We start from the raw sequence: 21,906 nt of genomic DNA on the forward strand, positions 1-21,906 counted from the left end.
CGATTCCGGTTACCACTTTAACCCACAGGAGCGTATCCCTCCCATGGCCGTGCCTCCCACTTCCTCCTTATCGACCTCGACCTCGACCTCGACCTCCTCCCCGGATCCTCTCCGCTGGAAGGCGCTCGTCGTCCTGGCCGTCGCCCAGTTGACGGTGGTGCTCGACGCCTCGATCGTGAACGTCGCGCTGCCCTCGATCCAGCGGGACCTGCACTTCGCCGACTCCGACGTCCAGTGGATCGTCAACGCCTACGCACTCGCCTTCGGCGGCTTCCTGCTGCTCGGCGGCCGGACCGCCGATCTGCTCGGACGGCGGCGGGTGTTCATGACCGGACTCGGCCTGTTCGCCGCCACGTCGCTGCTCGGCGGTCTCGCACCGACCGCGGGCCTGCTGATCGCCGCGCGGGTGGGGCAGGGCCTCGGCGCCGCGATCATCGCGCCGGCCGCCCTGTCCATCGTCACCACGACCTTCACCGAAGGCGCCGAACGCAACAAGGCCCTCGGCATCTGGGGCGCGCTCGCCGGAGCGGGCGGTGCCATCGGCGTGCTGCTCGGCGGTGTGCTCACCCAGTGGGCGGGCTGGGAGTGGGTGATGTTCGTCAACGTGCCGATCTGCGTCGTCGCCGCCGTCCTCACGCCGGGGTTCGTCCGCGAGAGCCGCGGCCACGAGCGCACGGGCATCGACTTCGCCGGTGCCGCACTGGTCACCGGCGGTCTCAGCGTGCTGGTCTACGCGCTCGTGGACGCCGAGCGGGCGGGCTGGGGCTCGGCCAGGACCATCGGGCTGCTGGGCCTCGCGGCCGTCCTGCTGCTGGTCTTCGCCCTGGTCGAACTGCGCCTCGTCAAGCACCCGGTGATGCCGTTGCGGATCTTCCGCAACCGCAACCTCTCCAGCGCCAACGCGGTGTCCCTGCTGGTGGGCGCCGCGCTGCTGTCGATGTTCTTCTTCATCTCCCTCTACCTCCAGCAGGTGCTCGGCTTCTCCGCGCTGGAGGCCGGACTGTCCTATCTGCCCTTCTCGGTGGCGAGCATCGTCGCCGCCGGTGCGGCCTCGCAGCTGGTGACCAAGGTCGGACCCAGGCCCGTCCTCGCCTGCGGTCTGGCGCTCACCGCGGTGGGGCTCCTGCTGTTCACCCGCATCCCCGCCGACGGCACGTTCGCCGGGGACGTGCTCCTGCCCTCGGTGGTCGCGGCACTCGGACTCGGGTTCTCGTTCGTGCCCGTGACCATCGTCGCCGTCTCCGGTGTGACACCGCAGGAGTCGGGTCTCGCCTCCGGCCTCATCAACACCACCCAGCAGATCGGCGGCGCGCTCGGCCTCGCCGTGCTCTCCTCGGTGGCCAACGCCCGTATCAGGGAGCTTCTTGAGGGCAAGCAGGCCGGTGGCCCGGCCACGGCCGACGCGATGACGGAGGGCTTCCGGCTCGCGTTCGCCGTCGGGGCGGGCTTCGCCCTGCTCGGCGTGCTCATCACCCTGCTGGCCGTACCCAGGGGCGAGCGCTCCGTGCGCGAGGACGTGCCGGTCACTCCGGTCTGACGAACGGCGGCCTCCGGACGCGCGACCGAACAACGGCGACCGAACAACGGCGACCGAACGGCGGCCTCCGGACGCACGAAGGCGCTCACCCTGCCCTCGACGGCTACGGGGTGAGCGCCCTCGCGTGCTCCCTGTACGACGGTGCGTGGCGGTGCGCGGCGTTGTACGGCGGTGCCTCGGTAGGGACGGTGCCTCAGTAGGACAGCCCCGGGCAGTACACCCCCTGCTGCGGCGCCGTGTACGAGCCGCGCACCACCAGCGTCTCCAGCCGCTCCAGGGCGATGCCCCGGGTGCGGAACGCCCAGCTCAGGGTCTCGGGCAGCAGCCGGCCCGGGATCCGCAGCCGGGGCGGTGCGCCGTCGGGGACGGCCCGGCGCATCAGCTCGCCGGCGCCCGTGTACAGCGCCCGTGCCGCGGCCTCCGAGGCCGCCGTCAGATGGCCCAGGTCGGACAGGCCCGTGGTGTAGCCGGCGAGCGTGCCGCTCGACCGGTCCACGACCACGTACGGCTGCGACCAGCCGAAGGCCCGCTTGGCCGCCATGTGGATCTCTCCGTCCCGCGCATGGCCGTTGACCGAGCGGTACAGCTCCTGGCACGCGGGCACGTCGTCCTCGGTCATCGCGCGCACCGTGAAGCCCGCCATGTTCGCCGGGGTGGGCGGTGCGTACCCGGCGACCAGGGACAGCTGCTCGTACGGGACGAAGCCGAGCGAGGAGTAGAGCCGGTACGCGCCCAGGTTGTTGGTCACCTGGACGGCCCGGACCGAGTCCCGGTCGTGCCGGGCGGCCGCGCCGATCACCTCGTCCATCAGCAGCCGGCCCACACCGCCGCCCTGCGCGCCGGGCGCGACGCTGAGCGGGCCGAAGGCGGCGACGGACTCGCCCAGGACCAGGAAGTTGGAGCCCGTCACGGAGCCCGCGCCGTCGACCGCCACGTAGGCGAGGCAGCCCGGGGCCGCGAGCCGGTCCCGGAACATCTCCGTCACCTCGTCCACCGACGACCACTCCGGAGCGAGACCGAGCGAGGCGTTCAGGGCGTTGAAGGCCTCGAAGCAGATGCCTGCCATCGCCGGAAGGTCCTCCCGCGCCGCCTTCCGGACCCGGAAGGCCTGTGCACCGCCGTCCACGGCGTCGCCGCCGGGAAGGTCGCCGGCGCCCGGTTCGGGGAAGCGGCCGACGCCCGGTTCGGGGAAGTAGCCGACGCGGACGAAGAACCCGACGTACTTCTCGAAGAGTTCACGCGTCATCGGCGGGCAGTCGACGCCCGTACCGGCCAGCAGCTCCCGGGTCTGCGAGGTGTCGACGGACAGGTAGTGGTTGCGTCCGCTGTAGATGGTCGATTCGAAGGCGTCGATCATCGGGACCATCGCGTTGTCGCGGTCGGCGCGGATGCGCCGCACCCAGGCGTCCCAGCGGAGTTCGTCCAGGTGGTAGCCGAGGGAGCGGAGGGATTCCGTCATCGCGGAGAACGGGAGGTGCGTCCCGTTGGCGAGGTGGTGGTTGCGGCCCGCCGCCCGGTCGTCGCGGGACAGCCGCAGGATCGCCGCGCTGACGTGGTCGACCGGCACCAGGTGGAAGATGCCGGCGGGATCCTGCGGTACGGCGCCGGCCTGCACGATGCCCTTCATGCTCAGCCAGACGAAGTCGTGGGTCTGGCAGAAGCCGCGCTCCGAGTCGCCGGAGATCTCGTCCACCCGGTAGACCGAGACCGGCAGGCCCCGCCCCCTGGCGAGTTCGATGATCTGCTCCGCCACCAGTTTCGTCTGCCGGTAGCCGGACGACAGCGCCTCGGCGGGGCCCGGCGGATCGGTCACCTGGAGGGCCTGCCCGGGGACCGCCTCCGCGGCGAACACACCGGTGGACGAGACGTGGTGGACGGGCACGGTGCGGTGCCGTGCGGCCAGGCGCAGGATCTCCGCGGTGCCCGTGACGTTCGCGTCCTTCAACGCCGAGTACGGGTAGAGGCCGTTGACGGTCGCGGCGGCGTGGTAGACGCTGTCCACGCTGCGGGCGAGGGCGTCGAAGCGTTCGGGGGCCAGCCCCAGCAGCGGCCGGGCGAGATCGCCGACGACCACGGACAACCGGTCCGGGTCGATGCCGTCCCAGAACTCGTACCACTCCAGGTTCTCGCGCAGCCGCGCCCACGCGTCCGCCTCGTCGGCCCCGCGGACCAGACAGTGCACGGTCGCACGGGTCGTCCGCAGCAGGTCGCGCAGCAGGTACGCGCCCAGGAACCCGGTCGCACCGGTGAGGAGCACCTCCCGCGGGTCGTCCGCGACCCAGATCACCTCGTCGGCGGGGGAGACGTCCGCCGCCAGGACGACCTCGGCGGCGAAGTCCACCGCGTCCTCGTCGACGCCCGGCGTGGCGGACACCGCGGCCAGCACCTTCGCGAGCAGGTGGTCGGCGAGCACCGCCGGGGTCGGGTGCTCGAAGACGAGCGTCGGGCGCAGGCTCACCCCGCAGAAGTCGCTGAACTGGTTGCGCATCTCCACGGCCATGAGGGAGTCGACGCCGAGTTCGAGGAACGGCACGTCGGGGTCGATGGCGTCCGCGCTGTCATGGCCGAGCACCGCCGCGATCCGGGTGGCGATCCGGTCCACCATGTGGAGCAGCTGCTTCTCCTCGTCCAGTCCGGCGAGCACGCCGGCCAGACGGGCGGCGACCTCCGGGCGCTCACCCGGCTTGAGCACCCGCCCGGACGGGGTCGTCTTCTCGGCGGTCTCCCCGGCGGTCTCCCCGGCCGTATCCCCGGCCGCCGACTCCACGGCCACGGTCGGTACCGGTGACGCGGCGGGGGCGGCGAGTGCGGGCAGCCAGTAACGCTTGCGCTGGAAGGCGTAGGTCGGCAGCGTGACATGGCGGGCGGCGGTGCCGTCGAAGAACGCCGCCCAGTCGACCGGGACGCCGGCGGTGTGGAGCGCGGCGGCGACACCGACGGCGGTCGCGGCACCGGGCCGGTCACGCCGGGAAACCGGCAGCGCACGGTGGCCGCCCGCGCGGCCACCCCCGTCACCCCCGTCACCCCTGTCGGCGTCGTCGGCGATCTGACGCACCAGGGCCGTCAGGGACGCGTCCGGGCCCAGTTCGACGAAGGTGTCGGTGCCCCGCTCCCGCAGGGTCCCCACCGCGGCGGCGAACCGGACGGCCGAGCGCAGCTGCCCGGTCCAGTACGCGGGTGTCAGCAGTTCCGCACCGGCGAGGGCGCCGGTGACCGTGGAGACGATCGGCACGTCCGGCGCACGGTAGGTGACGGTCCGGGCCACGGCCTCGAACTCCTCCAGCACCGCGTCCATCCGGGGCGAATGGAAAGCGTGACTCACCGTCAGGCGCTTGGTCCTGCCGCCCCGTTCGGACACCGCCCGGGCGACCTCCGCCACGGCGTCCTCGTCGCCCGACACCACGACGGACCGGGGCGCGTTCACGGCGGCGATCGCCAGCCGGGACTCCCGGCCGGCGAGCAGCGGCAGGACCTCGTCCTCCGTGGCCTCCAGCGCGATCATGGCACCGCCTTCGGGCAGCGCCTGCATCAGCTCGCCCCGGGCGGTGACCAGCCTGGCCGCGTCCGCCGGCGAGAACACCCCGGCGACGTGCGCGGCGGCCAGCTCGCCGAGGGAGTGGCCGACGAGCGCGTCGGGACGCACCCCCCAGGACCGCAGCAGCGCGAACTGCGCGACCTCCAGTGCGAACAGGGCGGGTTGGGCGATACCGGTGCGATGGATGCGTCCGCCGTCCGCCGCGTCGCCGGCGGTGAGGAGCAACTGCCTTACCTGCGGTGCCAGATGGTCGCACACCGTGTCCAGTGCTTCGGCGAACACCGGGAACGCCTCGTACAGTTCACGGGCCATGCCGGCCCACTGGGAGCCCTGGCCCGTGAAGAGGAACGCCGTGGTCCGGGCGGCACCGGCGTGATCCGTGGTCAGCCCGGCCGCGGGCTCGCCCTCCGCGAGCGCGCCGAGGGCGCGTAGCAGGCCCTCCGCGCTGCCCGCCCCGTCCGCGCCGCGACCGAGGTCCGCGACGACGGCGGCCCGGTGTTCGAGCCCGGCCCGGGACAGTGCCAGGGTGCGCCCCACGTCCACGGCATCCCGCTCGGGCGCCGCGCGCAGGAACGACTCCAGCCGGCGGGCCTGGTCGCGCAGCGCGGCCGGGGACTTCGCGGACAGCAGCCACGGTACGGCGGTGAGCGCCCGGACCGGGGCCGGGGTCTCCTCGGCCGAGGGGGAGCGCGGGGCCTCCTCCAGGACGACATGGGCGTTGGTGCCGCTGATGGCGAAGGAGGACACCCCGGCGCGCCGGGGCCGTCCGTCGGCCGCCGTCCACGGCCGCGCCTCGTCGAGCAGCCGTACGTTCCCCGACGACCAGTCGACGTGCGGTGACGGCCGGTCCACGTGCAGGGTCGCCGGGAGTACGGCGTGCCGCATCGCCTCCACCAGCTTGATGACACCGGCCATGCCCGCGGCGGCCTGGGTGTGGGCGATGTTGGACTTCACCGAGCCGATCCACAGCGGCCGTTGAGGGTCCCGGCCGCGCCCGTACGCGGCGAGGATCGCCTCGGCCTCGATCGGGTCGCCGAGCATGGTCCCCGTGCCGTGGGCCTCGACCAGGTCGACCTCGTGCGCGGCCACCCGGGCGTTGTCGAGCGCCCGGCGGATCACCCGCTGCTGCGCCCGGCCGTTGGGCGCGGTGAGCCCGTTGGACGCGCCGTCCTGGTTCACGGCGCTGCCCCGGATCACGGCGAGCACCCGGTGGCCCGCCCGCTGCGCGTCCGAGAGCCGTTCGAGCAGCAGCACCCCCGCGCCCTCGCCGAAGGCGGTGCCGTCCGCCGCGCCGGCGAAGGCCTTCACCCGGCCGTCCGGGGCGAGGCCCCGGTGCCTGCTGAAGGTGATCATGTCGTCCGGGGTGGACATCACCGTGACCCCGCCCGCGAGCGCGAGCCGCGACTCACCGGAGCGCAGGGATCCGCAGGCCAGGTGGAGGGCCACCAGGGACGCGGAGCAGGCCGTGTCGACGGTGACGGCGGGGCCGTGCAGACCGAGGGTGTAGGCCACCCGGCCGGACATCACGCTGCCCGAGGTGGCGAAGCCGAGATGGCCCTCGTACTCGGATCCGGGCGCGGCGAGCGTGCTGTACGTCTGTCCCTTGGTGCCGACGAAGACGCCGGTCTCCGAGCCGGCCAGGCCGGTCGGGTCGAGGCCCGCCCGTTCGAAGACCTCCCACGCGACCTCCAGCATCAGCCGCTGCTGCGGGTCCATCGCGGTCGCCTCGCGCGGGGCTATGCCGAAGAATCCGGCGTCGAACGCGGACGGGTCGGTCAGGAAGCCGCCGCGTGAGACGTAGCTGGTGCCGTGGTGGTCGGGGTCGGGGTCGAACAGCGTGTCCAGCGCCCAGCCCCGGTCGGCGGGGAAGTCCGAGGTGGCGTCCCGGCCTGCGGCGACGAGGTCCCACAGCTGCTCGGGCGACTCCACCCCGCCGGGGAAGCGACAGGCCATGCCGATGATGGCGATCGGCTCGGCGCCGTCCGGGTCGGGCCCCGCGGGGGTCGTGCGCTCGGCCGGGAACGCTTCGGCGGCCGTGCGGGTGCCCGTCGGCTCCGTCAGCTCCGACGGTTCTGTCGGCTCCGATGGCTCCGTCAGCTCGGAGACCAGCCGGTCCGCGAAGGCGGCGGGCGTCGGGTGGTCGAACACGGCGGTCGCCGGGAGCCGCAGCCCGACCAGCGCGCACAGTTGCCGCCCGACCGCCACGACGGCGAGGGAGCCGAGGCCGAGGTCCACGAACGGCCTTGTGGGCGTGACCCGTTCGGCTTCGACGCCGAGCGCGAGCGCCACCTCGGCGCGGACCAGGTCCAGCACCGTCCGGGCCCGCTCGGCCGCCGTCAGCGCCGCGAGACGGCTCGCCCACTCGCCCCGGTCGGGCTCGGCCCCGCGCTCCCCGCGCTCCCCGGGCGCGCCGGTGGACGCCGTACCGAGCAACCGGGCATCCGCGTCCGCCAGCAGATGCCGGGTGACCTTCCCGGACGCGGTGCGCGGAACGCGCTCGACGGCGTACACCTTCTCCGGCACCTTGAAGAAGGACAGCCGCGTCCGGCAGTGCTCGAACAGCGCCTGGACGTCGACGCCTTCGGGACCGGGCACCACGTACGCGACGGGCACCTCGCCGAGCACCTCGTGGGGCTCCCCGCCCACCGCCGCGTCGGCCACGCCCGGCGCCGTGCGCACCACGTCCTCGATCTCCACGGGGTGGATGTTCTCGCCGCCCCGGATGATCAGCTCCTTGAGACGGCCGGTCAGGGTCACCTGCCCGAGGGCGTCCCGGCGGGCCAGATCGCCCGTGCGGTACCAGCCGTCCCGCAGCACCTCCGCCGTGGCGCCGGGCTGCCCGTGGTAGCCCAGCATCAGGTTGGGGCCGCTGACCCAGACCTCGCCCTGCTCGCCGTCGGGCACCTCGGCACCGGAACCGCCGTCCACCAGGCGGATGTCCACCCCCGGAACGGGCGGCCCGGCCGCCCCGGCGACCCGGTCGCCCGTCGGCCGGTTCGAGGTGATCGCGCCGGTCTCGGTCGATCCGTACTGGTCCACCAGCGGGACCCCGAACGCCTCCTCGAAACGGCTGCCGAGGGAGGCGCCGCCGGCCGAACCGGCGACGAACCCCAGCCGCAGCGAAGGCAGCCGGGTGTGCTCCTGGTGGGCGCGGTCCAGCAGGTAGTGGTACGTCGTCGGCACCCCGGCGAGGAAGGTCACCCCGTCGTCGCGCAGGGCGTCCAGCACCTCGGAAGGGGCGAAGCCGCTCATCAGCCGGGCGCCGGCGCCCACGGCCACGACCGCCATGACGCACAGGTTCTGGCCCAGGCCGTGGAACAGCGGCATCGGCCACAGCAGCCGGTCGTCCTGCGTCATCCCGAGCACACCCACGTGGCAGGCCTCCACCAGCCACAGCGAGCTGCGCAGGGAGTAGAGCACCCCCTTGGGACGGCCGGTGGTGCCCGAGGTGTAGAGCATCCAGGCCGGAGCGTCGAGCGGGTTCTCCTCGGGCACCGGCCCGTCGTACGGGGTGGCCGCGAGCGTCTCGTACGCGGTGACGTCGTACCCGGCGGTGTCCGCGGTGTCCGCGGTGTCGTGCGCGGCGGCGCCGGGGGAGTCGCCGGTGAGCACGATCGAGGGCCGGGACGGGCCGGACGCGGCCACCGCGCGCAGCAGCACGTCGAGCCGTGCCGGGTCGCACAGCACCACCGACGCCCCGGAGTCCCGCAGGAAGTGGACCAGTTCGGCCTCGGACGCCTGCGGATTCAGCGGCACGGTGATGCCGCCCGCCCGGATGACGGCGAGGCAGCTCTCCACCATCTCCACGCTGTTGCCCATGAGGACGGCGGCGCGGCCGTCCTTCTCCAGTCCCAGCGCGGCAAGCCGGCCGGCGAGCCGAGAGGTCCGCAGATCCAGTTCCCGGTAGCCGACGCCCCGCCGGGCGTCGGTGAAGGCCACCTTGTCCCCGATCCGGGCGGCGTGTCCGCCGAGCAGTTCGGACAGCGGACGGATCAGCGAAGGGGTCGTGTCAGGAGCCATGTCATCGCACCTCTCGGCTCTGTGTTCAGCGCTTGGTAGACGGTTGCGGTCGTGCCGTCAGCGAACGGCCAGCACGGTCCTGGTCGGGCAGGAGAACTCCAGGGAGCCGTCCGGCCCCGCGAGCACCCGCAGCGCCTCGCGCGCCTCGTCGGTCGCTTCGGCCACCCGCTCCGCGGGCACCAGGTCCCACTGCACGCGGGTGGTCACGGTCTTGGTCCACGCCAGGTAGTCGTCGATGGTCTCGAAGCGGGAGTCCGCCGGGACGTGGCGGATCCGCACATCGCTGAAGCCGGCGGTGAGGAAGGCGGCAGCCGTGGACTCCTCACCGGCCAGCGGGCCGCCGAGGCCCAGGACCACCTGCCACGGGTCGTCCACACCCTCGGGGAGGTGCTTGGCGAGCACTCCGGCGAGGATCTCGGCGGACTCCCAGCCGGCGGCCAGCCTGCCGTTCTCGGTGGGGAAGGTGGTCGCGGCGAACCTGCCCCCGGGGCGCAGCGCCGCGACGGCGCAGGACAGGGCCTTCTCCGCCTCCGGCAGCAGGAACAGGACCATCCCGGCGCTCGCCGCGTCGAACGGCTCGGCGAAGGCGAAGTCCTGGGCGTTGCCCAGCTCCGCGCGGGCCCAGCCGGACACCCCGCGGGCCGTGATGTCGGCCGTGCAGGCGTCGACCATGCCCTGGGCCTGGTCGATGCCGAGCACGAAGCCCTCCGGGCCCACCGCGTGGGCGATCGGGAACAGGCAGGCGCCGCGCCCGCAGCCGATGTCGAGCACCCGCTCGCCCGGCGAGAGCTCCAGGGTGTCGGCGATCATCTTCCCCAGCGGGTGGAAGATCATCTGACCGGCGGACTCGTACTGCTCGGCGGCCTTGTCGTAAGCGTCCCTCACCAGTGAGGTGATGCGGAGGTCCTCGGTCATGACGCGCTCTCTTCCTGTTGTTCCGGGGTCAGCGGATTGTCGGACGTCACCGGCCGCACGATGCAGCCGAGACGGAATTCGGCACAATGCGTTTCGTCCGCCACGCGCCACCACAACTGATCCGGGGTGGGCAGCATCTCGGACACGACGACTTCCCCTCCGGGAAGTCGCGCGATATCGATCACCGACAGCGGATCGGCGAAATCGACGTACAGCGGCTTGGGCTCGGCCGGATGCTTCACGTAGACGTGGCGCGGCATTCCCCGGGCGGCCCGGAGTCGCTGCACGGACAACCACTGGGTGACGGTGTCCGCGGTCTTCTCCGGAGCCCTTTCCGGAATGCTCAGCCGCCAGCGGGCCCGCTGGACCACGACACCGTCCACCACGATCCTGGGGGTGTACGCCCCGAGGTCGACCGGCACCGGGACCAGCGCGGGCCGGGACACCGCGCGGTGCAGCGTCGACGACAGGTCACCGGGGTAGAGCAGCCGCCGCCGGCCGTCCACCACCACCGCGTCGGCCGAAGCGGGCACGACGGCATCCGCGATCGGCACCACGTCGGCCCGGTCCTTGCCCGAGAGGCCGCTCAGTTCGATGGCGGTACCGGGGAGTTCGGGGGTCACGTGGGCGCTGCGCCGGCGCGAGACGATGGTCGCGGCGGTCCCGGACGGCACGGCTCGCGCCACCCGCTCGGTGAAGCCGGCCCACAGCCCGTCCGGGTCGCTGTGCAGCGGACGCTCCAGCCCCCCGAAGATCGAGCTGCAGTCGTCGTGCAGCTCCGAGAGCACCCAGTCGGCGGTGGCCGGGTCGGGGCCCGCCACCATCAGGTCGGGGCTCGGCAGGCACGCGTCGTCGGGGCCGTACGTCACGGTGTCCCACAGCGGCGCCAGCGCCTCGGCCAGTTCGCTACGGCTCAGCTCCACGACCGGGGGGCGGCCGTCGGTCGTTCCCGCGGCCTCCACGGCCCGCCCGACCAGCCGGCGCAGCACCGCGTCCAGCCGGTCCCGGCGCGGTGAACGAGCGGGTATCTCCCGTGCGGCCAGTGCGGCGAGCGGCGCCGGGGCGCCCGCCAGCTCGGCGCGCAGGGCGTCGCGGGCGTCCTCCCTGGCCAGCAGCGCCGCGAGGAACACCAGCGGGAACACCGCCTCGGTGACCTCCCGGATGCGCTCCACGACCGGCGCCCCGAAGCCGACCCGCTCGCTCAGCGGACTCGACCTGTCCTCGTGGAACAGCTCGCGGTCGGCGTAGTGCCGTCCGCTGTCCTGCGAGACCCGCCCGCCGTCCGCCGCGCGGGCCGCCCGCACGGCGAGGAGGTGCGCCGCCCGCTCGGGCCAGGGCGCCTGCGCGTACGTGTCGCGGACCTCCGCCAGGTCCACCACCGTGTCCGCGGGGTGCTCGGCCGCCAGCCTGGTCAGCGCGTGCAGCTCGGTCGCCGGCAGCCGCCAGGGGGAGACGACCAGCGCCGGTCCGAGTGCCTTCACCAGCCCGGCGGCGTACGCGTCGTCCGCCCCCGCCCGATGCGGGGCCGGCACGGGGCCGGCGGCGCCGACGAGCGAGTCGAGCCGGCTCCCCGGCGCCGCGGCGGCGGCACTCCACAGGGCCAGCGCGGGCGCCGCGACCCTGAACCTGCGCCCGTCCACGGCCCGTTCCAGCACCGGGGACGAGTCCGGCCGGCGGAACAGCGGGCTGGGCCACACGCGCTGCCGCGTCAGCGGCACCTCGCGGGCGGCCTGCTCCCGCAGCTCCTCCACCAGCCAGGCACTCGCCTCCACCACGACCTTCTCGCGGCCGGGCGCGCCGACCAGCAGGGTCTCCTCCTGCTCCGGCACCAGACGGCCGAACAGCACCGGGCCGAAGAACGAGACGGTCTCGCACTTGGTGGCGAACCGGCGCAGATAGCGGTGCAGGGTGTCGACCCGGCGGCGCAGGGTCTGCGGCAGGGCGCCGCCCTCGTCCCGCGCCTGCGCCCAGCCCGGGTGCGTCAGCGGCGGGGTCTCCAGGGCCGTGTGGTGGAACGAGGGGTTCGACACGAACACGGCGTGCCCGAAGTCGTCGCGGCCGGCGGCCCGTGCGGTGTGCAGCCGGGCCCGCAGCAGGGCCGCCTCCAGCGCGGTCCCGGCCGCCGCCAGCCGCTCGTCGAGCGCGGCGACCAGGGCGTTCCAGCGGGGCGCCCAGTCCGGCGCGCCGGTCGCCGCGAGGACCGCTGCGCACCGCTCGTCCAGGGGCGCGCCCCCGTCCACCAGCCGGCGGCAGCTCTGGAGGGCGCGCAGCGACCGCTGGCGCGGTTCGACCGTCCGTACGGCCTTGCGCAGCCCCGGCCACAGCAGGTCCAGGAAGTGCGCACGCTCGGCGGCGACCGCCTGCTCCGCCGCGAGCACCCCGGCGGCGGTGCCGAGCAGTTCCTCGGACGCGAGCCCGTCCAGGAGCCCGGCGGGGAAGCCGGTCGCGCGCAGCAGCGACCAGGGCATCATCTCGACCGAGAGTTCCCCGTCGCCCGCCCGCACCTTCCATGTCAGTGACGCTGTCAGTGACGTTGCCGGTGACGTTTTCAGTGACGTTTTCAGTGACGTCATGTCAATTCTCCAGACTGGTCTCGCTTTTCGTCGGAGACTCCGGTAGGAAGGAAAAGGCCAGGGAATTGTCCGGCCATCCGGCCGGCGGCGATCCAGGTCATTCGGAGGGGAAAGAGAAGATGCGAATCTCGTCTCGGATCATGCGTGGTTGTCGCGAAAGCGTTGAACGCGCCGAACACGAACTGATCGCGCTGTCGAGGAGTATTCACGCCGAGCCGGAGACCGCGTTCAAGGAGCACCGCAGCGCCGCCAAGGTGAGCGGCCTGCTGCGGGACGAGGGGTTCGAGGTGGTGCACGGCGCCGGCGGCCTGGACACCGCGTTCACCGCCCGCTACGGCAGCGGCCCGCTCACGGTCGGGCTGTGCGCGGAGTACGACGCGCTGCCGGGCCTCGGCCACGCCTGCGGCCACAACATCATCGCCGCCTCGTCGGTGGGCGCGGCCCTGGCGCTGAGGGACGTGGCCGACGACCTCGGCATCACCGTCATGGTGCTGGGCACCCCGGCCGAGGAGGAGGGCGGCGGCAAGATCGCCATGCTGGAGGCCGGTGTCTTCGACGAGGTGTCGATGGCGATGCTCGTCCACCCGGCCCCCGAGGACAACTGTGCTCCCCGCCCCCTCGCCCTGGTCGAGCTCGAAGTCCGTTACACCGGACGCGAGTCGCACTCCGCCCTCGCCCCGCACCTGGGCGTCAACGCCGCCGACGCCCTGACCGTGGCGGAGGTCGCCGTCGGCGTGGGCCGCCAGCACTTCGAGCCGCGGCAGCAGGTGCACGGCATCGTGACCAGGGGCGGCGAGGTGCCCAACGTGGTCCCCGCGCACACCAGCGCGCTGTACAACCTGCGGGCCGCCGACATGGAGTCCCTGGGGCGCCTGGAAGCACGCGTCAGAGCCTGCTTCGAGGGCGGCGCCGTCGCCACCGGCTGCACCCACGAGGTCCGCTCGACACCCGCGTACGCCGAACTGGCGCACGACCCGTTCCTGGTGGCGGCCTACCGGGCGGCGGCGACCGAACTGGGCCGCCCCCTGGTGTCCCCGGAGGAGGAGCGCGCGATGCCCACCGGCAGCACCGACATGGGCAACGTCAGCCGGGTCCTGCCCAGCGTGCACCCCAGCATCGGCATCGACACCGGCGGCGCGGTCAACCACCAGCCGGAGTTCGCCCGGGCCTGCGTGAGCCCGGCCGCCGACCGGGCGCTGCTCCAGGCGTCCGTCGCACTGGCCTGGACGGCGGCGCGGGCCGCCGAGGACGACCAGGCCCGGGAGCGGCTGCTCACGGCCCACGCGGCTCGTCGTGACGCGGGCCGCACGGCCGGCTGACCGCCGCCGTCCGGACCCGCCCGGCCGGGCGGGTCCGGACGCCCCGGCCGCGGCGGTGCTGCGGCGGAGGCCGCCCGGTGCCCCCGCGGGTGCGGGGCGTGCGGGGGTCACGGAAGCCGCACCACCGTCTCGCCCTCGGCGGTGTCGATGTGCACCGCCGAGATGCGGGGGCCCGCCGCGGGGTCGACGAGGACGTCGAGCGCGGCGAGTCCGGGCCACCGGTCCGCCCAGTCCCGCTCCGGCGCCGGGCCTGTCTCCAGGAGCCGTAGCGACGTCGGGCACACCCGGTGCCCGGCCGCCTCGAGATCGCCCGGCACCCGTGCCGCGCGCGCCTGCGGGTCGCCGTAGCTCAGGAAGAACGGCAGTACCCGGCTGCGCCACGACAGGTCGAACGCCGCCTCCGCCCACGGCACGCTCAGGCCGTCGGCCCGGACCGACTCGCCGCGGAAGAGGTCCGGATCCGCTCCGGTGACCGTCTCCACCTCGCGCGCGGTGGACTCGATGTCGTCGGTCAGTGCCGCCCAGTTGAGGAAGTCCGGCCCGTCCGCGGTCCGTTCCAGGAACAGCCGGCCGAAGTCCTCGCCCGCCAGCCGCCGTTCGTCGTGGGTGACGAGCAGTTCCAGGTACTGCACGTCGGGCGTGTCGAAGGGCACCACCCAGCTCGCCGTGCCGTCCGGGTTGGGACTGCCGTCGGTGATGCCGAACCCGTACTGGTCCCACAGCAGTTCGCGCAGCGGCTCGATGGTCCGCGCGCCGAGGATCACGTGGTCGATGCGCATCAGGAGGCACCGCCCAGGGCGTGCGAGGGGCACATGCTGTACGGCAGGGCCTCCCAGTCGTCGCCGACCAGGCCGGCGGCCATGCCCTTGCCGGTGGCGCGCGCCGAGAGCAGCCCGTGCCCGGCGTGGCCGGCCGACAGGAAGATCCGCTCGTGGCCGGGCAGCGCGCCCGCCAGCGGCCGTCCGGTGCCGGACACCGGGCGCAGTCCGGCACGGAGCTCCACGGGCACCGAGTCCGCGAGCCCCGGCATGACGGTCGTGGCGAACCGCAGCAGGTGCGCGATGCCCTGGGTGGTCACGTGCTCGGCGAACCCCGTGTCCTCCTCCGTCGCACCGACGATCACGTCGTCACCGACCCCGGGCGCGAGGTAGTAGGCGGAGGACAGGATGCAGTTCAGCTCCTCGTCGGTCCGCAGCACCGCCATCTGCCCGCGCTGCGGCCGGACTCCGGTCGCCTCGGCCAGGCCCTTGCCCGAACTCCAGGCACCGGCCGTGATCACCACCCGGTCCGCGCGGAGCGTCCCGTCGGAGGTCACCACCGAGACGGCCGCGCCCTCCTCGCGCACCTCCCGGACCGTGACGCCCTGCCGCCAGTCGACGCCCCGGGCCAGGCACCGGCGCCGTACGGCGTCCAGGTAGCGGCGGCCGTCGATCATCAGCCCGTCCGGGTCGAGGAGGTAGCGCCTGCTGGTCGGCAGCTTGAGCCCGGGCGCGGCCTGCGCGAGGGCGCCGCCCTCCACCCAGTCGCCGACGCCGAGCCCGCTCAGCACGTCGCCGTGGGCCTCCACGTCCGTCTCGCGCAGGGCGCGCAGGATGGGCCTGGCCACGCTGAACGCGCCGTACTCCGGCTCCAGCCGGGCGACGTCGGCGTCCAGGTCCCGCTTGGCGGTCCGCAGCCAGTCGTAGAACTCCCGGTCGGTGAGGTAGCGCAGCGAGGGAACCGCCACCCCCGCCGCGCGGTTGGTCGCGTGCCCGGGTTCGGCACCGGAGTCGAGCACCCGGACCGACGCCCCGCTGTCGCTCAACTCCTCGGCGAGGCAGGCGCCGACGATCCCTCCGCCGATGAGCGTGAAGTCAGGGGGTGATGACGGTGACGACGGCATGTCCTGCACCTTCCATTTCGGCCGCGCCGGCGAGTACCAGCGAGCGGGTGGTCACGTCGCTGTCGCTGTGGACAGCCATGGGCGGGCCGGCCAGGCCGCGGGCCTGGCGCAGCAGGTGGACGGGCTTGCCCCGTAGGGCGAGGCGGAACCAGCCGCCGGGCCGGTCCGCGACCCTGGCCAGGCACTGGAGCCGGACGGTGCCGTCGCCGTGGTAACGCTGGAGGCCCTCCACGCACCAGACGAGTTCCACCGCGTCCGGGGGCACCTCGGCCCGGGGCCCGCCGAGTTCGAGCCGGGCCAGCGGCGGCGGGCCGAACCCGCCGGTGTCGTGGTCCCACACGGCCCGGCCGAGCGCGATGCCCTCGGCGAGCGGGGGCGGCGGGCAGATCCGGCCGCCGTCGACCAGGACGGTGGCCGCCGCCGGGTCGCCCCGGTCGTCCAGCCCCGACTCGGGCGGCGCCGACGGCAGATCGGTCAGGGTCAGCTGCGGCAGTATGCGCCGCCCCGCCAGCCGGGCAGCGGTCGCGCGACCCCCGCGCGAGGTCAGCGAGAAGGCCGCACCGGCCACCAGCACCGCCGCCGCGGAGGGCCGCAGCAGCAGTGGCCGCTCGCGCCAGTCGTCCGGCGGGTCGGCCGGCACGAACGGCTCCGAGAGCGCCCCGAGTTCGCCCCAGGGCAGCGCCTCCACGAGCCCGGCCGGATCCCCCTGGCCGCTGGTGCCGAGCAGCACCGGACCGCCGGGGGTCTCGACGCGGGCCAGCAGCTCGGCCCGCCTCGACACCGGCAGGCCGTCGCCGTCACGCCACTCGTGGACCTGCGCCACCGCGCTCTGGAGTCCGGCGACGGCCGACGCCGTCCGTTCGGCCGCCTCGGTGAGCAGCAGCCCGGTCTCCTTGCCCGCGTCCTGGTCCGGCGACCCGGCGACCCGGCGGGAGCCGGTGACCCGGCCCTTCGCGTCCCGTTCGAGGCGCAGGGTGTCGAGCGAGACGGTCAGCCGCGCCGCGCCGCGGGTGGGCGTGACGATTCCGGAGGCACGTGTCCTGGTCTCAGCCACGGGCCACCGCCCGCAGCCCGACGAGTCCGGCTGGCAGCCGGAATCCGGCGTTGGCGAACGACACCGGCACCGGGTACTGCCCCAGCTTCCCGCAGCCTCCGGTGGCCCGCAGGTAGGCGGCGACCCGGTGCTCGTAGGGCCGCAGGCCCGCGAGCACCCGCGCTCCGTCACCGGTCACCGTCAGCGGGCCCAGCCGGGCGGTGCTGCCGTCGGCGCGGTGCAGCAGGGAGAACGGGGCGTGGAAGACGAAGGCGCCCGAGGCGATGTTCATCATGTCCAGCCGCAGCCCGTACGGGGCGATCCAGTCGCCCGAGGGCGGCTCCGGCTCGGCCGCGGGCTCGATCAGGGCCACGGTGTGGGTCATCCGGGGGATCGCCGGATGCCGGTAGCTCTGTTTGCGCCCGTGGCCCGTGCCGGGGCCGCCGCCGAGCAGGGCGGCGAGCGCCCGGTCGGTCATCGGCCGCCCCACCGTGCCCCGGTCGATCAGCCGCAGGGCGCGGCACGGGGTGCCCTCGTCGTCGAACGGACTGCGGTAGCCCGGCCCGTCGTGCGCACCGCCGTCGACCACCGACAGCCACGCGGGTGCGACCCGCCGCCCGGCGCGCGCCCCGAGGTAGCTCGTTCCGGACGCGACCACGTCGGCTTCCATCGGGTGCCCGACGATCTCGTGGAAGAACGCCCCGGCGAGACCGGGCAGCAGCACGAGGTCGGCGCCCTCCGGGAGTTCGGTGGCGAGCGGCAGTGCGAGGCGTTCGCGCACCGCGTCGGCCGTCCGCACGGCCGCGTCCCTCAGCCCGTCCGGGGCGGAGCCCGCGGGGGCGCACAACAGCGACCGGGAGTGGACGGTGCCGTCGTCGCCGGTCAGCCTGGTCTCCAGGGTCGTGACGATCCGCTCCGTGGTGGCGACGCGGTCCGCGCTGCCGGCGGCGACGTGCTGCTGGGCCACACCCAGGGTCAGCTCCGCGCCGGTCTCGGCGGCGATCCCGGCGAGCTCGGCGCGCAGCTCGGGGGTCAGCTCGAACAGCGGCCGTTCCTGCACCTCGCGCAGCGCGTCGGCGGCCTCCGGGCCCGCTCCGGCGGCGCCCGAGGCCAGCAGGTCGTCGCCGTCGGCGAAGCGGTGCTCGGTGAAGCCCCGGTCGAGGTGCCGTTCGACGCTCATTCCGCGCACCGAGGTCCGCTCGGTGGAGACGGCGCCGTCCGGGAGCACGTCGGCCCGCATCCGCAGCGAGTGCTCGGCGAAGAGCGTGGTGTGCGTCATCGCGTGCTGCTCCCGTCGCTGCTGGTGCTGCCGTCGCTGTTCCTGCTGCCGCTGCTGCCGATGATCTGCATCCGCAGCTCGCTGGTGTAGCGCCGGCCCTCGCCGTCGCGCAGCCACAGCTCGTCCGGCCCCGGCGCCATCCGCTCCACGCCCAACTGCTCGGCGCCGCGCGCCACATGGCTGACCAGGTCGGCCGCGAGCGGTGAGGCCAGGTCGATCAGGTACGGCTTGCGCTCATGGGCGCTGCGGCAGAAGACGAACCGCGTTCCGGTCTCCCGGGCCAGCCTGCGCAGCGCGAGGAACCGCGCTTCGGGTTCCGGTGCCGCGAGCGCCGCGGTGGGCACCTGCCACCGGGACCGCTGCAGGACGACCGACCCCAGGGCCACTTCGGGCTGCGCGTCCTCGGTGGTGAAGGTGGGGTGGAGCACCTGCGGATGCGAGAGGGCGGCGATCGGGGCGTACTTGACGAAGTCGCTCAGCGGGACGTACGCGCTGACCGCCTTGCCGTCCGGATCGTGCAGGGTGACGTCGTGCGGCCCGATGCGGACGGTGAGGTCCTCCGGCTTCAGCAGCTCCGGCTGATCGTGGTCGGTCCAGGTCAGCGGGCGCATCGCGACCTCACGGCCGGGGAAGCGGTAGTAGCCCTTGTTGCGGCGCCCGAAGTCGAGGCCGACGACCGCGCCGTCCTGCGCCGCCGTCCAGGCGGCGGCGTCCGCGCCGAGCCGGTCCGGATCCGGGTGCATCGTGCCCAGCCAGCTGTGCACCAGCAGGTGGTGGTGGGCGCGGGAGAGGACGAGCGGGGCGGCGGCGCCGAGCCCGGAGGTGTCCGGCGCTGCGGGGCACAGGTCGATGACCGCGTACCGGTCGCCGTCCAGCGCCCCGGCCTCCTCGGTCAGCCGCTCGACCTCGGCCCGCCAGTCGGCGCCGGGGTAGACGGGTGCGTGGGCTGCCTGGAAGGTGCTGGTCGAGTCGGACCGGCTCGCGGCCGCTCGGGTCGCGTACGTGAGGAGGTCCAACTCCGTGGCCGCCGGTGGCCCGGATCCGTCGCGGCCTTCGGCGCCCGCCCCTCCCGCGGTGCCGTCCGTGAAGGCGTCGCGCACCGCGGCCGCCGCCGCGCGCTGGGCGGCTTGCCCGTGCGCGGCGCACACCTCCATCACGGGGGCGAGCTGCCGCTCCCAGTCGCCGACCAGCCCGGCTCCGAGGGTCAGCGCGAAGGGCGACGCGCACTCCTCGAAGAACACGGCGCGGTCGGCGTACGCCGCACCGGCGCCCCGCCTGGCCGGCCTGCCGGTGAACTCGGTGAACCGCTCCTCCAGGGCGGCGACGGCGGCGGCCTTGCGCTCCAGCGGCACCTCCGCCAACTCGCCGATGAGGGACGAGAGTTCGGCTGTCCGGTCGAGCCACAGCTCGCGGGCCGGCGAGGCGGGCAGCGCGGAGAGCTGGTCCCGCAGGGTCGCGAGGGGCTCCAGGTCGTAGTCGCCGCCGCCGAGGCCGATGGTGACGGCCTCCTCGGCCACCAGCCGCATCAGCGTCCTGGCCACGTCGCGGGCCGGTTGCCCGGCGGCGCGCACCACGTCGCGGAACACCGTTCCGTCCGGGGCCACGAGCGGCAGCAGCGGCTCCCGCGCCGCGTCACCACGTCCGGTGGAGTGGAACGCGAGATGCGGAAGGATCTTGGGGTCCCGGGCGATCGCCGTGGCCAGCGCACGCGCCGCCCAGTGCGAGAAGAACACCCGGCGGACACGGGGCACGTCGTCGCGCAGTACGGCGCCCTCACCCTCGCCCACCGTGCCGTACGCCATGGGCCCGAAGAAGCTCACCGTCTCGTTCTTCGCGCAGAACCGCTGCACGTACGTGAACATCTGCCGGCGCACCCGGCGCCAGCGCGAGGTCAGCGGGCCTTCGTACGCCAGCAGCGGGAGCAGCATGTTGCGGTACGCGTCCGGGTTGGACAGGAACACGGCCTCGGAGACCCCCGGATCCGCCAGCAGGTCCCGCAGTCGCTTGCCGGCCTCGTCGTCGGCCTGCCGGCAGGCGAGCGCGTAGCGTTCCCAGGCGTCGGCCCAGGCGCTCACCGCCCGGCTCCACTGCGCCCCGCCGGACGCCGGCAGCTGCCGCGCCCGTCCGCGCAGCACGTCGGAGCGCAGCGACTCGGCGCGGGGCCCGCTGAACTGCGCCTCCACCAGCTCCAGTACGGTCCGCTCGCGGTCGAGCAGCTCGTCCGCGAGTTCCAGCAGGGAGTGGGGCGCGCCCAGCTCCTCCAGCCAGTCGAACGGCATTCCCGCATGGCGCAGGATGAACTCCCGCCCGATGCGCCACTGTCGGCTCACTGGCTCCTCCGCATCACACCGGCCTGGACCAGCCGGTCGGTCAGTTTCCTTCGGGCACCGTCGCTGATCCGGTCCAGGACGGCGGTGTCGCCGGACGAGAGCCGCTCCACGACCGGCGTCAGCTTCGGATGCAGCCGGAACGCGCTGCCCGTCCGCAGGTTCACCACGAACGAACCCGGGCCCTGGCCGTCCGGGCCGGGTCCCTCCCCGGCCACGACGGCGGCCGACGGCTCCCACACCGCGGTCCCGTCCGGTGCGGCGAGCACGCAGCAGGCGAACCGGCCGGGGAACAGGTCGGCCACGGCACCGAGTTCGGCGTTGAGTGCGCCGATCGCCGCGGCGCGCGCCGCTTCGTCGAGCGTCCCGGGCCCGCTGAACCGGTCCCAGCGGGGCAGATCGTGCCCCGGGGCCGGGTGCCGGATCAGCGGCACGCCGTCCCAGGCCTGCGGTGCCGCACCGCCACCGGCCGTCGGCAGTCGGAACGGGCTGAGCCCCGCGAGCCGGGGTCCCGGCCCGGACAGCAGGCTCCGCACCGCGGCGCCGGTCTCCTCGGCACCCACCCCGGGCGCCCCGACGAGCAGTTCGACCCGGAGCAGGGCCCCGTCCACCGCGTCCGCAGCGTCCAGGACGGCCCGCAGATCGGTACGGCTGCCGTCCGCCCCCGTCACCTCGGCCCAGGACGCCAGCCGTGCCACGGTCAGCGCCGCGCCCCGGCACTCGCGCCACGCCCCGGCGGGCAGCGCCGCCGCCTCGTCCGGGGTCAGCCAGCCCGCCCAGGGGGCGCTGGCCTGCCAGTCGGCCGCGCGGCGGACCCAGCGGACCGGCGTGTCGTCCCCCGACCACTCCTTGCCCAGCCGCCAGGCCGGAGCCCAGTCGTCGAAGCCCGCCGCCGCCGAGAACGGGGCGAGCGCGCGCAGCGCCTCCCGGTGCGCGGTGGCGAAACGCCCGCACAGCACGACCCTTCCGGGGCCGAGCGCCTCCAGGAGCACCGCGGCCGCCGGGAGTTGCTGGTCGGTCTCGATCACCAGGTGCACCCGCCCGTCCGGGGCCGCCGCACGTGTCCACCGCGCCTCGGGCCCCAGCAGCTCGGTCCGCTGCGCGGCCAGCACCACATCGGCCCCGCACTCGGTGGTGCCGTCGACGAGTTCCACGTCGTCCGCGGCCAGCCGCAGGGCCGGATCGGCCTCGCCCGCCAGCCGCAGCGCCATGCCCATGGCGCGCAGCCGGCCCGCGCCATGGCCGCCCCGCGCGGTGACCAGCGCGGTGACCCGTGCGGCGGCCCGCGCGAACAGCGCCCTGGTCCGGTCCTCCGCGGGGTCGCTCCCGCCGCGCCTGCCGAGGGCGTAGTCGTCGGCCAGCGCGGCGAGTGCCCCGGTGCCCGCGAGGCGTGCGACGAAGTGCGCGTTCACGTCGATCAGTTCGTCGTCCGGCCCGAGTTCCGGTTCCAGACTCGGATCGAACAGGGGAGGGAGCACCACCCGGC

General features: G+C 74.5%; 11 protein-coding genes. 2 read left to right on the plus strand and 9 right to left on the minus strand.

What is annotated here, in order from left to right; genetic code table 11:
- Positions 1 to 43 precede the first annotated feature (43 nt).
- The gene (locus ACIP37_RS05805) at positions 44 to 1,537 is read left to right on the plus strand and encodes an MFS transporter (protein ID WP_400802957.1); all 1,494 of its coding nucleotides are present in this window, start codon (positions 44 to 46) and stop codon (positions 1,535 to 1,537) included.
- 193 nt (positions 1,538 to 1,730) lie between these two features.
- Here ACIP37_RS05805 and ACIP37_RS05810 read toward each other — a convergent pair whose 3' ends face one another.
- From ACIP37_RS05810 to ACIP37_RS05820, 3 genes are read right to left on the minus strand one after another with little or no spacing between them, the layout of a single operon-like run.
- Positions 1,731 to 9,092, minus strand: coding sequence for a thioester reductase domain-containing protein (locus ACIP37_RS05810; RefSeq protein ID WP_400802954.1), 7,362 nt, complete (start codon positions 9,090 to 9,092; stop codon positions 1,731 to 1,733).
- Between the two features lie 57 nt (positions 9,093 to 9,149).
- Complete coding sequence (locus tag ACIP37_RS05815; protein ID WP_363588654.1) at positions 9,150 to 10,007, minus strand: methyltransferase domain-containing protein; 858 nt, start codon at positions 10,005 to 10,007, stop codon at positions 9,150 to 9,152.
- Entirely contained in the window at positions 10,004 to 12,478 is a 2,475-nt protein-coding gene (locus ACIP37_RS05820) for a lantibiotic dehydratase (RefSeq protein ID WP_400802950.1), read from the minus strand. The genes ACIP37_RS05815 and ACIP37_RS05820 overlap by 4 nt, the downstream gene beginning before the upstream one ends.
- Before the next feature lie 221 nt (positions 12,479 to 12,699).
- Between ACIP37_RS05820 and ACIP37_RS05825 the strand changes: the two genes are divergently transcribed.
- The gene (locus ACIP37_RS05825; protein WP_400802947.1) at positions 12,700 to 13,899 is read left to right on the plus strand and encodes a M20 family metallopeptidase; all 1,200 of its coding nucleotides are present in this window, start codon (positions 12,700 to 12,702) and stop codon (positions 13,897 to 13,899) included.
- Positions 13,900 to 14,006: 107 nt separating this feature from the next.
- Here the strand turns inward: ACIP37_RS05825 and ACIP37_RS05830 are convergent, their stop codons facing one another.
- From ACIP37_RS05830 to ACIP37_RS05855, 6 genes are read right to left on the minus strand one after another with little or no spacing between them, the layout of a single operon-like run.
- Positions 14,007 to 14,678, minus strand: coding sequence for a VOC family protein (locus ACIP37_RS05830; RefSeq protein WP_363586667.1), 672 nt, complete (start codon positions 14,676 to 14,678; stop codon positions 14,007 to 14,009).
- Complete coding sequence (locus tag ACIP37_RS05835; protein WP_400802944.1) at positions 14,678 to 15,781, minus strand: NAD(P)/FAD-dependent oxidoreductase; 1,104 nt, start codon at positions 15,779 to 15,781, stop codon at positions 14,678 to 14,680. Before ACIP37_RS05835 ends, ACIP37_RS05830 begins: the two co-directional genes overlap by 1 nt.
- Entirely contained in the window at positions 15,753 to 16,835 is a 1,083-nt protein-coding gene (locus ACIP37_RS05840) for a hypothetical protein (protein WP_363586669.1), read from the minus strand. Before ACIP37_RS05840 ends, ACIP37_RS05835 begins: the two co-directional genes overlap by 29 nt.
- The gene (locus tag ACIP37_RS05845; RefSeq protein ID WP_400802939.1) at positions 16,828 to 18,093 is read right to left on the minus strand and encodes a metallopeptidase TldD-related protein; all 1,266 of its coding nucleotides are present in this window, start codon (positions 18,091 to 18,093) and stop codon (positions 16,828 to 16,830) included. Before ACIP37_RS05845 ends, ACIP37_RS05840 begins: the two co-directional genes overlap by 8 nt.
- Complete coding sequence (locus ACIP37_RS05850) at positions 18,090 to 20,423, minus strand: lantibiotic dehydratase (protein ID WP_400802937.1); 2,334 nt, start codon at positions 20,421 to 20,423, stop codon at positions 18,090 to 18,092. Before ACIP37_RS05850 ends, ACIP37_RS05845 begins: the two co-directional genes overlap by 4 nt.
- Positions 20,420 to 21,901, minus strand: coding sequence for a hypothetical protein (locus ACIP37_RS05855; RefSeq protein WP_400843343.1), 1,482 nt, complete (start codon positions 21,899 to 21,901; stop codon positions 20,420 to 20,422). Before ACIP37_RS05855 ends, ACIP37_RS05850 begins: the two co-directional genes overlap by 4 nt.
- Positions 21,902 to 21,906 lie beyond the last annotated feature (5 nt).

Origin of the sequence: Kitasatospora sp. NPDC088861 (genome assembly GCF_044750105.1) — a bacterium.
In the GTDB taxonomy this organism is placed as follows: Bacteria; Actinomycetota; Actinomycetes; order Streptomycetales; family Streptomycetaceae; genus Kitasatospora.